Annotated in this window: 15 protein-coding genes; 1 reads left to right on the top strand and 14 read right to left on the bottom strand. The window is 56.9% G+C overall.

Annotation, left to right across the window (positions count from 1 at the left end; genetic code table 11):
* Nucleotides 1–196: 196 nt before the first annotated feature.
* The 13 genes from FEM41_RS15550 to yceD form a co-directional block, all read right to left on the bottom strand.
* Complete coding sequence (locus tag FEM41_RS15550; RefSeq protein WP_138097058.1) at nt 197–991, bottom strand: metal-dependent hydrolase; 795 nt, start codon at nt 989–991, stop codon at nt 197–199.
* A gap of 10 nt (nt 992–1001) precedes the next feature.
* Nucleotides 1002–2009 carry a DNA polymerase III subunit delta' gene (gene holB, locus FEM41_RS15545; protein WP_138097056.1) on the bottom strand — a complete coding sequence of 336 codons (1008 nt, stop codon included), beginning with the start codon at nt 2007–2009 and terminating at the stop codon, nt 1002–1004.
* A complete protein-coding gene (gene tmk, locus FEM41_RS15540; RefSeq protein WP_138097055.1) occupies nt 2009–2647 on the bottom strand; it encodes a dTMP kinase in 639 nt (212 codons plus the stop codon). Before tmk ends, holB begins: the two co-directional genes overlap by 1 nt.
* Nucleotides 2637–3659, bottom strand: coding sequence for a cell division protein YceG (gene yceG / locus FEM41_RS15535; RefSeq protein ID WP_138097053.1), 1023 nt, complete (start codon nt 3657–3659; stop codon nt 2637–2639). Before yceG ends, tmk begins: the two co-directional genes overlap by 11 nt.
* Nucleotides 3660–3669: 10 nt before the next feature.
* Nucleotides 3670–4470: an aminodeoxychorismate lyase gene (gene pabC / locus FEM41_RS15530; protein WP_138097051.1), complete on the bottom strand. Its 801-nt coding sequence runs from the start codon at nt 4468–4470 to the stop codon at nt 3670–3672.
* 134 nt (nt 4471–4604) lie between these two features.
* Nucleotides 4605–5846 (bottom strand): beta-ketoacyl-ACP synthase II, encoded by a 1242-nt coding sequence (fabF, locus tag FEM41_RS15525; protein ID WP_138097049.1) that lies wholly within the window; start codon nt 5844–5846, stop codon nt 4605–4607.
* Between the two features lie 90 nt (nt 5847–5936).
* Complete coding sequence (gene acpP, locus FEM41_RS15520) at nt 5937–6173, bottom strand: acyl carrier protein (protein ID WP_000103754.1); 237 nt, start codon at nt 6171–6173, stop codon at nt 5937–5939.
* Between the two features lie 154 nt (nt 6174–6327).
* On the bottom strand, nt 6328–7062 hold the full coding sequence (gene fabG / locus FEM41_RS15515) for a 3-oxoacyl-ACP reductase FabG (protein ID WP_138097047.1): 735 nt from the start codon (nt 7060–7062) through the stop codon (nt 6328–6330).
* Nucleotides 7063–7075: 13 nt separating this feature from the next.
* Complete coding sequence (gene fabD, locus FEM41_RS15510; protein WP_138097045.1) at nt 7076–8005, bottom strand: ACP S-malonyltransferase; 930 nt, start codon at nt 8003–8005, stop codon at nt 7076–7078.
* Nucleotides 8006–8023: 18 nt separating this feature from the next.
* Nucleotides 8024–8977 (bottom strand): beta-ketoacyl-ACP synthase III, encoded by a 954-nt coding sequence (locus tag FEM41_RS15505; RefSeq protein WP_138097043.1) that lies wholly within the window; start codon nt 8975–8977, stop codon nt 8024–8026.
* Nucleotides 8978–8983: 6 nt separating this feature from the next.
* The gene (gene plsX, locus FEM41_RS15500) at nt 8984–10018 is read right to left on the bottom strand and encodes a phosphate acyltransferase PlsX (RefSeq protein ID WP_138097041.1); all 1035 of its coding nucleotides are present in this window, start codon (nt 10016–10018) and stop codon (nt 8984–8986) included.
* Between the two features lie 12 nt (nt 10019–10030).
* Nucleotides 10031–10201, bottom strand: a complete 171-nt coding sequence (gene rpmF / locus FEM41_RS15495) for a 50S ribosomal protein L32 (protein ID WP_138097039.1) — start codon at nt 10199–10201, stop codon at nt 10031–10033.
* Nucleotides 10202–10217: 16 nt separating this feature from the next.
* A complete protein-coding gene (gene yceD, locus FEM41_RS15490; protein ID WP_138097037.1) occupies nt 10218–10739 on the bottom strand; it encodes a 23S rRNA accumulation protein YceD in 522 nt (173 codons plus the stop codon).
* Between the two features lie 143 nt (nt 10740–10882).
* Here yceD and FEM41_RS15485 point away from each other — a divergent pair, with 143 nt between their 5' ends.
* A complete protein-coding gene (locus FEM41_RS15485; RefSeq protein ID WP_138097035.1) occupies nt 10883–11464 on the top strand; it encodes a Maf family protein in 582 nt (193 codons plus the stop codon).
* A 12-nt stretch (nt 11465–11476) separates the two neighbouring features.
* Here FEM41_RS15485 and rluC read toward each other — a convergent pair whose 3' ends face one another.
* Nucleotides 11477–12430 (bottom strand): 23S rRNA pseudouridine(955/2504/2580) synthase RluC, encoded by a 954-nt coding sequence (rluC, locus tag FEM41_RS15480; RefSeq protein WP_138097033.1) that lies wholly within the window; start codon nt 12428–12430, stop codon nt 11477–11479.
* Nucleotides 12431–12751: the final 321 nt, after the last annotated feature.

Raw genomic sequence — 12751 nt, 5'->3', positions numbered from 1 at the left:
TTATTACGAAGAGTAAAATAAATAACCTTTCCGTTATTTGATGGTTGTCACGTTTCAGCAAAATCCAACGGTAAATCCTGACGTTAGTTAGCAAAAAATGCTGCAAAAACGAACCATAACAGCATGACACCGCCGTTAATGGCGGTGCACTTTACGCTTTTCACTGATTAATTACGAGTCTTAAAATAACTCTCGCTCAAGGAAGATTCAGGCGGGCGGGCTCTACGGGGAAGAGATTAGCAAAGTTTTGCGTGGTGATTTCTGCCAGCTCTTCCACGGAGATCCCCTTCAGGACGGCCATATATTCCGCGACATCGCGCACCAGCGCCGGCTGATTCTCTTTGCCTCTGTGTGGCACCGGCGCCAGATAAGGCGAGTCAGTCTCCACCAGCAGCCTGTCCAACGGCACATAGCGGGCGGCATCGCGCAACGACTCCGCATTGCGAAAGGTCACAATACCGGAGAAGGAGATATAGAAGCCCAGATCCAGAAGTTTGCCCGCGGTCTCTCGATCCTCAGTGAAACAGTGTAGTACCCCACCGCAGTCTGTCACTTTCTCTTCGCGAAGTATCGCCAGAGTATCTGCACGGGCATCGCGGGTGTGAACGATAACCGGTTTTTTCAGCTCGCGTCCCACCTGAATGTGCTGGCGGAATGAGAGCTGCTGGCGCGCTTTGGTTTCCGGCGTATAGTAATAATCCAGACCGGTTTCTCCCATCGCGACCACTCCCGGCTCTGCCGCCAGGCGCAGTAACTCTTCCGGCTCGTAACTTTCATCCTGATTGAGCGGGTGAACCCCGCAGGAGAATGCCACATCCTCGCGCTCGCCAATCAGTTTGCGCATCGCCCGGTAACCGGGAAGCGTGGTGGCAACCGCCAGGCAGAATTTCACGTCACGAGCCCGGGCTTTCGCCAGTACGTCGTCTACGTCCTTATGCAGGGTCTGATAATCCAGGCCATCGAGATGGCAGTGTGAGTCGACTAAAAACATAACGTCTCTCTCAGAGGTGTGGTGCGGGCAGCGGCGTGCCGGGTTGCATCAGATGCTCCCAACCCAACAGCAGCCCGGTAAGAATTAATTCGCGGTTAACGCCGGTAACGGTTATCAGCTGTTCGCGGGCGCGACAGAGCGTCCAGAGCATGGACTGCAAACGGACGACCGGCACCGCAGCCGCGATTGCCGCCACCTGCTGACGCCTGTCGTCATTGACCAGCACATGAGTGACCCCCTGATGCCATTTCAGGGCATCCAGCAGCAGCGCGCTCAGCCAGTGCAGACGCACCGCCGCACTTTCGTGATTCAGCGCCGCGAGCAGGCTGAGCCAGTTACCGCTTTGTAATACGCCATCGAGCGCGCTGTTCAGCGTATCTCGATCCTTCCACTGGTCGGATTCCAGCAGGGTCAACGCCGCGCCAGGCGCCCCGGCGCTCAGCCGCAAAGCCGCCCGCAGCGGCTCCTGCGGTAATGGATGCTCCCGTCCCAGCCAGGCGATGGCGAAAGCCTCATCCGGGGGAGCCAGGTGCCAGTACAGACAGCGACTACGCAACGTGGCGGGCAGCCGCTCCGGCTCCCGGCTACTCATCAGGAACCAGCAGTTTTCCGGCGGCTCCTCCAGGGTTTTCAGTAGCGCATTGGCCGCGGCTTCAGTCAGGGCATCGGCGTTGGGTAGCCAGACCACTCTGGCGCCGCCCATACGTGCGCGATCGTACAGCTTTTCGCACAGGGCGCGAACCGGCTCGATACCCAGCGCGCTTTTGCCCTTTTCCGGCTCCAGCACCCGATAGTCGGGATGCGTACCTGCCTGCATTAACTGGCAGCCGTGGCAGTGACCACAGCTTTTGCTCCCTTCCGGATGCTGGCACATCAGCCAGCGGCTCAGGGCATAGTTCAGGGCATCGTCGCCCATCCCCGGCAGCGCATGCAGCAACAGTGCATGATGCCCTTTCCCCGCCTGGTAGCGGGCGACCAGACGATCGAAATGAGGGCGAAGCCAGGGATACCAGCGCATTACTGCTGCTCCTTCAACCATTTCGTGACAACGTCACCAATCTGCTGAATGACCTGCTCCAGCGGCTGAGTGGCATCGATCGTCATAATCCGCGGGTCGGATTGCGCCAGCGCCAGATAGCGGTCACGGGTGCGATTAAAGAAATCCAGCGACTCCTGTTCAATGCGATCCAGCTCGCCGCGAGCCCGGGCGCGCTGCAGCCCCACTTCCGGCGTGACGTCGAGATAGAGCGTCAGATCCGGGGCGAAGTCGCCCAGCACCGCATCACGCAGGGTGTTAAGCAGTCCGGCATCAATGCCGCGCCCACCGCCCTGATAAGCCTGAGTTGAGAGATCGTGACGGTCGCCAACGACCCAGGCGCCGCGCGCCAGCGCCGGTTTAATCACGGTCTCCACCAGCTGTACCCGGGCAGCGTAAAACATCAGGACTTCGGCTTTATCGGTGATCGCTTCATCGCCCGAGGACTGGCAGTCCAGGGTCAGAGCACGCAGTTTCTCGGCCAGCGGCGTTCCACCCGGCTCGCGGGTAAACACTATGTCATCGATACCCTGAGCACGCAGTGTCTCCACCACTTTGTCACGGGCGGTCGTCTTACCGGCGCCTTCCAGCCCCTCAATCACGATAAATTTACTGGCCATCTTTGTCCCTGAGTGCATTCAGATAGTCACGCACCGACTTATTGTGGTCGCGCAGATTGGTATTAAAGGTGTGACCGCCTTTACCATCGGCCACGAAATAGAGATAAGGCGTTTTCGCCGGCTGGGCCGCCGCTTTCAGCGAGGCTTCGCCCGGCAGCGCGATAGCGCCCGGCGGCAGGCCGCCAATCACATAAGTATTATAGGGCGTGGGCCGCTCCAGGTCGCTGCGCGTCAGCCTGCCATTATAGCGCTCTCCCATGCCGTAAATCACGGTAGGATCGGTCTGCAGACGCATGCCAATACGCAGACGGTTGATAAAGACCGAGGCAACCCGGTCACGCTCGCCCGCGACCGCCGTCTCTTTTTCGATGATCGAAGCCATGGTCACCAACTGATTCTTATCTTTATAGGGAAGCCCTTCTTTACGCCCCTTCCAGGCCAGATCGACCGCCTCCACCATGCGCTGATGAGAGCGCTTAAGCAAGGCGACATCCGTGGTGCCGGCGGTATAGAGCCAGGTATCGGGATAGAACCAGCCTTCCACCTGTTCGGGATGTTCCAGCTTGAGCGCCTGCGCCAGAGTGGCGTAATCATCATCCTTCAGGGTGTGTTTAATGTACGGCGACTCGCGCAGGAGTTTCAGCAGATCGCTGACCCGGGAGCCCTCGACAAAGCGCAGCGGGAATTGCGCCTCTTTACCGCTCACCAGCAGGCCCAACATATCGGCAACCGTCATTTTCGGCGTCAGGCGATAGGTTCCCGCCTTGAAATGCGACAGCTCGGGCTTTACCCGCAGCAGCCACTGAAATACCCTGGGACGGGTTATCAACTTCTCATCGTAGAGCTGCTGGCCCAGCGCCGTACGCCCGGTTCCGGCTTTAAGAGTGAAGATCTTATCTTCCTTAAGATCCAGCGGCGTATGCGCCAGCTGCCGTACCTTCCACAGCCCCACGCCCGCCGCCATGCCCATTGCCACGGCCAGCAGCAGAATAAAACGCAACATCTTTTTCATAAATGACCGATTACTCACATCCCGGTAGTAAAAACTGATACAGTTCGCGGGAACTGTAGCGCCACTGTTCGGCCTGCTGCACCGGCAATACCGGCATCAACGCGTTACAGACCAGCACTTCATCTGCATTGGCCAGGGTTTCGGGTCGCTCACGAACTTCATGAATCTGCCACCCGGACGCCTCCAGCAGGCGCATAATTCGCTGACGCATGGTGCCATTCACCCCGGCGCGATCCAGCACGGGCGTAAAGACCGACGTTCCCTTACGCCAGAACAAATTAGCCGCACAGCATTCCGTAAGCCACCCGTCGCTGTCAAGCACCAGGGCCTCATCGGCCGTTGTCTGTTCAAGATGCGCGCGAATCAACACCTGCTCCAGACGGTTAAGATGCTTAATTCCCGCCAGCCAGGGGTTGCAGCCCAGCGGCACCGGACTGAGCGCCAGGCGGATACCCCGGTTGCGCCATGCCTCATAGTGCATGGGCCAGGGCGCCAGATGCAGCAAACGCGAGGGTCGATCGCAGCCGAGCGCGCTATATCCCCTTCCCCCCTCACCGCGGGTGATCATCACTTTAAGCGTCGCTCGCGCCTCTCCCTGCGCCAGCTCGCACATCTCCCGGGCCAGGATCTCTTCATCGGGCATCGGAATGCCAAGCCGTTCACAACCCTGCGCCAGACGCTTCAGATGGTCGTCAGCAAAACGGACCTTCCCATCCACAATTCGTGCAGTGGTAAAGCAGCCGTCACCGAACTGAGTCGCCCGGTCACTGGCCGCGATCTGCGTCTGCCATTCACCATTAATCAGCCACATAGGTGCTCCTTTACACGCCCAGGCAACAGGGTCTCAGGGTCAGGGGAATCGGGCAAGGGGGGAGTTCTGAGAAAGTGGCAGGGCGGGCCTTAAACAAAAAAGCCCCTGAACGTGAATTCAGGGGCTTAGCGGAATCAGATCTTTTTGAAGATCAGAGAGCCGTTAGTACCACCAAAACCAAACGAGTTACACAGGGTGTACTCAAGGCCGGAGACCTGGCGCGCTTCGTGGGGCACGAAGTCCAGATCGCAGCCCTCGTCCGGATTATCGAGGTTGATGGTCGGTGGCACGGTCTGGTCGCGCAGAGCCAGGATAGAGTAGATAGACTCTACCGCGCCCGCAGCGCCCAGCAGGTGGCCGGTCATCGACTTGGTAGAGCTGACCATCACCTTCTTAGCCTGCGCGCCGAATACCGACTTCACCGCCTGAGCTTCCGCCAGATCGCCCGCCGGCGTGGAAGTGCCGTGCGCGTTAACATAGCCGATCTGCTCCGGGGTAATACCTGCATCACGCAGCGCATTCTGCATAGCCAGCGCGGCGCCAGCGCCGTTTTCCGGCGGCGACGTCATATGGTAAGCATCGCTGCTCATACCAAAGCCGACTAGTTCGCAGTAGATCTTCGCGCCGCGACGCTTCGCGTGCTCATACTCTTCCAGTATCAGGATACCGGCGCCGTCGCCAAGAACGAAACCATCGCGATCTTTATCCCACGGACGGCTCGCCGCCTGGGGATTATCGTTACGGGTAGAGAGTGCGCGCGCAGCGCCGAAGCCGCCTACGCCGAGCTGAGTACTGCCCTTCTCCGCACCGCCTGCCATCATCACGTCTGCATCGCCGTAAGCGATGATTCGTGCCGCATGGCCGATGTTATGCACACCGGAAGTACAGGCCGTAGCGATGGAGATGCTCGGACCGCGCAGACCAAACATAATGCTCAGGTGTCCGGCCACCATATTCACGATGGTGGAAGGCACGAAGAACGGACTGATTTTGCGCGGACCGCCTTTCATCAGCGCGGTGTGGTTCTCTTCAATCAGGCCTAAGCCGCCGATGCCCGAACCGATGGCAGCACCAATACGTGGCGCGTTCTCATCGGTCACGTTGAGGCCTGCGTCATGCATAGCCTGAACGCCGGCGACAATTCCATATTGAATGAAGCCATCCATCTTGCGCTGATCTTTACGCGAGATGAACTCTTCACAGTTAAAGTCCTTTACTAAGCCAGCAAATTGGGTTGCATAGGCGCTAGTATCAAAATAGTCGATGGGGCCGATGCCGCTCTGACCGGCTAGCAGAGTTGCCCAGTTGGACTCTACAGTATTGCCGACAGGAGACAACATGCCCAGTCCGGTCACAACTACACGACGCTTAGACACGCTTGTCCTCCAGGGAGGGAATTATTGACACGAGTGGGACAAAAAACAGAAAAAACTCAGGCGGTCGAGCGACCGCCTGGAGATGTTCACTTACGCCTGGTGGCCGTTGATGTAATCAATGGCTGCCTGAACGGTAGTGATCTTCTCAGCTTCTTCGTCCGGAATCTCAGTGTCAAACTCTTCTTCCAGAGCCATTACCAGCTCAACGGTGTCAAGAGAATCAGCGCCCAGATCTTCAACGAAGGAAGCATTGTTAGTCACTTCTTCCTGCTTAACGCCCAGCTGTTCGCCAATGATTTTCTTAACGCGTTCTTCGATAGTGCTCATACTCTTAAATTTCCTATCAAAACTCGCTTTCGCGATGGTTTTCGTAGTGTATAAAATGTTGAAAAAGTTGCAACTAAATCCCGGCTGGTCGAACCACGATTTTACGCTATTTTGCGTGCTTTCGCCCGCATAATGCAAATAAAAATATCGTCGATTAAACCATATACATTCCGCCATTGACGTGCAGGGTCTCACCAGTGATGTACCCTGCCTCGTCAGAGGCTAAAAATGCAACCGCGCTGGCGATTTCTTTTGAGTCGCCCAAGCGACCCGCCGGAACCTGCGCCAGAGTGCCAGCACGCTGATCGTCAGACAGCGCGCGAGTCATGTCCGTTTCAATAAAACCCGGAGCAACAACGTTCACAGTAATACCGCGCGACGCAACTTCACGCGCCAGCGATTTACTGAAGCCAATCAGCCCGGCCTTCGCCGCAGCGTAGTTAGCCTGACCGGCATTTCCCATGGTACCAACCACAGAACCGACAGTGATAATACGGCCATGACGTTTCTTCATCATAGCGCGCATTACCGCTTTTGACAGACGGAAAACAGATGACAGGTTGGTTTCGATAATATCGTTCCACTCGTCATCTTTCATACGCATCAGCAGGTTATCGCGAGTAATACCGGCATTATTCACCAGAATATCGACTTCGCCAAACCCTGCACGAATATTTTCCAGAACAGATTCTATAGATGCAGCATCGGTCACATTCAGCATCATGCCCTTGCCATGCTCGCCAAGATAATCGCTGATCGCCTGTGCGCCGCTTTCGCTGGTGGCGGTACCGATAACGGTCGCGCCGCGAGCCGCCAGGGTTTCAGCAATGGCGCGCCCGATACCGCGGCTTGCGCCGGTCACCAGGGCGATTTTTCCTTCAAAACTCATGGTTGTCCTCGTTTTACTGTGCCAACGCCGCTGACAGCGCTTGCGGCTCATTAATGGCCGACGCGGTCAGGGTATCAACAATACGTTTCGTCAGGCCGGTCAGAACTTTGCCCGGGCCCACTTCGTACAGCTGGCTAACGCCCTGCGCCGCCATAAATTCCACGCTTTTCGTCCACTGAACCGGGCTGTAGAGCTGGCGGACCAGCGCATCGCGAATCGCCTCGGGCGTGGTTTCGCACTTCACGTCCACGTTGTTAACGATCGGGACTTCAGGCGCACTGAACGCTATTTTCGTCAGCTCCAGCGCCATTTTTTCCGCTGCGGGCTTCATCAGCGCGCAGTGGGAAGGCACGCTCACCGGCAGAGGCAGCGCACGCTTGGCGCCAGCAGCTTTACAGGCGACACCCGCGCGCTCTACGGCCTCTTTGTGGCCGGCAATCACCACCTGCCCCGGCGAGTTGTAGTTGACCGGAGAAACCACCTGCCCCAGGGCCGCTTCTTCACAGGCTTTGGCAATGGCGTCATCGTCCAGACCGATAATCGCCGCCATAGCGCCAGTGCCTTCCGGTACGGCTTCCTGCATCAGCTTACCGCGCAGTTCCACCAGACGCACCGCGTCCGCAAAAGCGATCACGCCCGCGCAGACCAGGGCGGAGTATTCGCCCAGGCTATGACCGGCCATCAGCGCAGGCGTTTTACCACCCTGCTTCTGCCAGACACGCCATAGCGCCACAGAGGCGGTCAGCAGCGCCGGCTGGGTCTGCCAGGTTTTGTTCAGCTCTTCTGCAGGACCTTCCTGAGTGAGCTTCCAGAGATCGTAGCCCAGAGCGTCAGAAGCTTCACGGAAAGTCGCTTCAATCTCCGGGTAGTCGGCCGCCATGGCAGACAGCATCCCCACGGTCTGAGAGCCCTGTCCCGGAAAGACAAATGCAAATTGCGTCATGTTTTTAATCCTTATTAATCAAAAACGAACCAGTGCCGAGCCCCAGGTAAAGCCACCGCCGAACGCTTCAAGCAGCAGCAGCTGACCGGGTTTGATTCGCCCGTCGCGAACGGCTTCGTCCAGCGCCGCAGGCACTGATGCCGCAGAGGTATTGCCGTGTCGGTCGAGCGTAACCACCACGTTATCCATCGACATACCGAGCTTTTTGGCCGTCGCGCCAATAATACGCAGGTTAGCCTGGTGCGGAACCAGCCAGTCGAGATCGCTACGGTCAAGATTGTTGGCCTTCAGCGTCTCATCAACGATATGGGCCAACTCGGTCACGGCAACTTTGAAGACTTCGTTACCCGCCATGGTGAGATAAATCGGGTTTTCCGGATTCACGCGATCGACGTTAGGCAGGGCCAGTAGTGAACCGTAGCTGCCATCGGCATGCAGGTGAGTAGAGATGATGCCAGGCTCTTCAGAGGCGCCAAGCACCACGGCACCCGCGCCGTCGCCGAAGATAATAATCGTGCCGCGATCGGCTGGATCGCAGGTACGCGCCAGCACGTCTGAGCCGATCACCAGCGCACGCTTCGCCGCGCCGTTTTTCACATACTGATCGGCAATGCTCAGCGCATAAGTAAAGCCTGCGCAGGCTGCAGCTACGTCAAAAGCCGGGCAGCCTTTAATCTCCAGCATCGCCTGAATCTGGCAGGCCGCGCTGGGAAATGCATGGGTGGAAGAGGTGGTGGCGACAATAATCAGGTCGATCTCTTCTTTGTTAACGCCAGCCATCTCAAGGGCGCGCAATGCGGCCTGATGACCCATAGTCGCCACGGTTTCGTCAGCGGCGGCGATACGACGTTCACGAATACCCGTACGGGTGACAATCCACTCGTCGGAAGTCTCCACCATTTTTTCCAGATCGGCGTTAGTACGCACCTGGCCGGGCAGGTAGCTGCCGGTGCCTATAATCTTTGTATACATGTACGCTCAGTCACTCTCGGGTAATACAGATTCCAGGCAAGCGGCGATTCGCTGAGGAACCTGCCGCTGCACCGCCTGCACTGCCTGTTCAATCGCGACCTCAAACGCTCGCTGATTGGCCGCACCATGGCTCTTAATCACGGTGCCGCGCAATCCTAACAGACAGGCGCCATTATACTGGTCGGGGTTGAGGTGACTGAATCGCCTTGCCAGCTTCTTTTGTAACCAATGCTTAAGCAAACGCAGCCACCACGACCGCCCTTTCTTCTCTTCCTGCGATTTCAGCAGAGAGAGAAACATTCTGACAACACCTTCCATCGTCTTGAGCGTAACGTTTCCGACAAAGCCGTCACAAACCAGCACGTCGGTCTTTCCCGTCAGTAGCTCGTTAGCTTCAAGATAGCCAATATAGTTCAGCCCGGGCAGGGTTTTTAACAGCGCCGCTGCATCGCGAATGCTATCGAGACCCTTAGTCTCTTCTTCACCGATGTTCAGCAACGCCACTCTTGGCTCAGGGATCCCCAGTACCTCTTCAGCCATCACGGACCCCATGATGGCGAACTGTACCAGCATGGTACTGTCGCAGGCGACATTCGCGCCCAAATCCAACACCACCGTTTTACCTTTACGCTGATTCGGCAATACCGACATCAACGCCGGCCGCTCGATCCCCTCCAGCGGCTTAAGCAATAATTTAGCCAGGCCCATCAGCGCACCGGTATTCCCGGCACTGACGCAGGCCTGCGCTCTGCCCTCTTTAACCAGTTCCAGCGCCACTCGCATAGAAGTTCCGCGACTGTTGCGCAGAGCCTGCGAAGGGCGTGCATCACTGGCCACAACCGATTCCGCCGCAATAATATGCAGACGCGAACGCTGCCCGAAATCGGCTCTGGCAAGTAATGGCGTGATGGCGTCGGGGTCACCGACAAGCAGAAGGTGCAGTTGAGTATTAGTACTCAGTGCCTGCAGGGCTGCAGGCACTGTAACGGCGGGGCCATGATCCCCGCCCATGGCATCTAACGCCAGCGTTAGATCGGTCAAGATATCGCCGGATTACTTAGCGATAACCTTGCGGCCGCGGTAGAAACCGTCGGCAGTAACATGGTGACGCAGGTGAGTCTCACCGGAAGTCTTGTCTACAGACACAGTGGCGGTGGTCAGGGCATCGTGAGAACGACGCATGCCACGCTTGGAACGGGTTGGTTTATTCTGTTGTACGGCCATGGACCTTACTCCTCAATTACTTACGCTTTAAACTGGCTAATACGGCAAATGGGTTTGGCTTTTGCGCCTCATCAGGCAGTTCACCAAAGACCATGTCCGCCTCGGACACTTCACAGTGTTCAGAATCATGCACCGGAACCACCGGCAGGGAGAGGATGATTTCATCTTCTACCAATGCCCGCAGATCGATTTCACCGAATTCGTTAACCTCAATCGGATCGTACGCTTCCGGCAGTGCTTCGGCCTGTTCGTCGTTAACAACCGGGCTGAAACACCAGGTCGCGTGAACCTGATGCGTAAACGGCTGGCCGCAGCGCTGGCAGCTTAGCGTTACCGTAACATCGGCATGGCCGGTGATAACGGCAAGGCGCTGGCTGTCGATAGCAAACGACATCGCACATTCAACATCACTGTCCACACTGACGACGGATTCGGCCACACGCTCCGCCTGTTCAGGCGTGTAGATGCCAAGATAGTCGAGGCGTTTCTGAGCGGTACGAACCGGATCCAGAGTCAGGGGTAATTTTACCTTTTGCATAGGGCGCGCATATTAACTTTGTAACGTCACGGAGTCAAAGGAAAAGGCGGAGCGGCCCTTCCTTTTGCTATTAATTCGCGCAAGCGCGAGTTCTCAGTTTAAAATGAAGGCCATCTATTCGCTATTTATAAACGGTAAAAAAGATGTCATCCGTCGTGCTTGCCTCCACCTCCCCGTTTCGCCGAATGCTGCTGGAAAAACTGGGCATCCCCTTTATTAGCGCCGCTCCCGAGGTCGATGAAACGCCAGTGCCTGGCGAATCGGCCCGTCAGTTGGTGACCCGACTGGCGCAGGCCAAGGCTCAGGCGCTGGCGGAACGCTATCCTGAGCATCTGATTATCGGCTCCGACCAGGTGTGCGTGCTGGACGGTGAAATCGCCGGTAAGCCCCACACTACCGAACGGGCCATGGCGCAGTTGAAGCAGGCCAGCGGCCATATTGTGACCTTCTATACCGGTCTGGCGCTCTATAACAGCGCTAACGGCCAGTTGCAAATCGAGTGCGAGCCTTTCGACGTACACTTTCGTCATCTGACGGAAGCGGAGATTCAGCGCTATGTGGAACGGGAGCAGCCCCTGAACTGTGCGGGGAGCTTTAAAAGCGAGGGGCTGGGAATTGCGCTGTTCGAAAAACTGGACGGTCGGGATCCCAATACCCTGGTGGGACTGCCGCTGATTGCGCTGTGTCGGATGCTAATTAATGAGGGGCGCAACCCGCTGGGCTGACCCCGTTATCGGTCAGGCGCCGCGCCGCAGCACCTTCAGGCAATGTCGGAGTTGCTCATCCATCGGCGCCTCTACCCGCATCACTTCACCGCTCTTCGGATGCGTGAAACGCAGCGCCGCGGCGTGCAGAAACAGACGATTCAACCCGGTATCCCCTAACTGCCTGTCGAAGTCGCGATCGCCATAGCGATCGTCAAAGGCAATAGGATGCCCTGCATGCAGCGTGTGAACGCGAATCTGGTGGGTACGTCCGGTCACCGGGCTACAGCGCACCAGGGTAGCAAACGCATAGCGCTCTTCCACCTTAAAGCGAGTTTCCGACGGCTTGCCCTCCTGACTGACCCGCACGATACGCTCACCGCTCTGCAGCATGTTCTTCAGCAACGGGGCCCGCACCGCCTTAACGTGGGACTGCCAGTGGCCGCGAACCAGCGCCAGGTAATCCTTCTGCATCCCCTTTTCGCGCAGTTGCTCATGCAGCGAACGCAGCGCGGACCGCTTCTTGGCTACCAGCAGTACGCCGGAGGTATCCCTGTCAAGGCGGTGCACCAACTCCAGGAAACGGGCTTCCGGACGCAGCGCCCGCAGCCCTTCGATCACGCCGAAGCTCAAACCGCTGCCGCCGTGCACCGCAGTTCCCGACGGCTTATTCAACACCAGAATATGTTCATCTTCATAAATAATGGCGTCGTTAAGCGCGGCCACTTTATCCAGATGCGGCGACAGCGCCGCCTCTTCGCGTTCCGCCACGCGCACCGGCGGAATGCGAACCTCATCCCCCGCCGCCAGCTTATATTCCGGCTTAATACGTTTCTTATTTACCCGCACCTCACCTTTACGCAAAATGCGGTAGATCATGCTCTTCGGCACCCCTTTAAGCTGGGTGCGCAAAAAATTATCGATACGTTGCCCCGCTTCATCGGCGGAGATGGCAACTATTTTTACGGATGGCGTCTCTGTTTTCATGGTCGGCGATTCTAATTATCGTCAGGGATTCGCGCCACTCATTTTTATCAGCCTATACTTATCATCAAGCCAGCTTTAAACAGCGAAACCGCCGTTTTTGTACGTTATTACAGCAACCAAAATGGCCCGGTTAAAAAACTGTGAGAAAGCCGGTGATAAAAGGCAAAAGTCATCTTGCTATAACGCGGTTAGCAGTGGAATAATGTCGCAGATTTCCGCTCTGATACTTTGTTATAACAAGAAGTTTTGCGGAATTACCCATTTTGTCTGAGCGTTCATCCACGCAGCAATGGCGTAAGACGTTATGAACTTTCAGACAGT

Origin of the sequence: Jejubacter calystegiae (genome assembly GCF_005671395.1) — a bacterium.
In the GTDB taxonomy this organism is placed as follows: domain Bacteria; phylum Pseudomonadota; class Gammaproteobacteria; order Enterobacterales; family Enterobacteriaceae; genus Jejubacter; species Jejubacter calystegiae.
The sequence above is the reverse complement of the archived record's forward strand: the minus strand, read 5'-3'. Positions and strand labels throughout refer to the sequence as shown.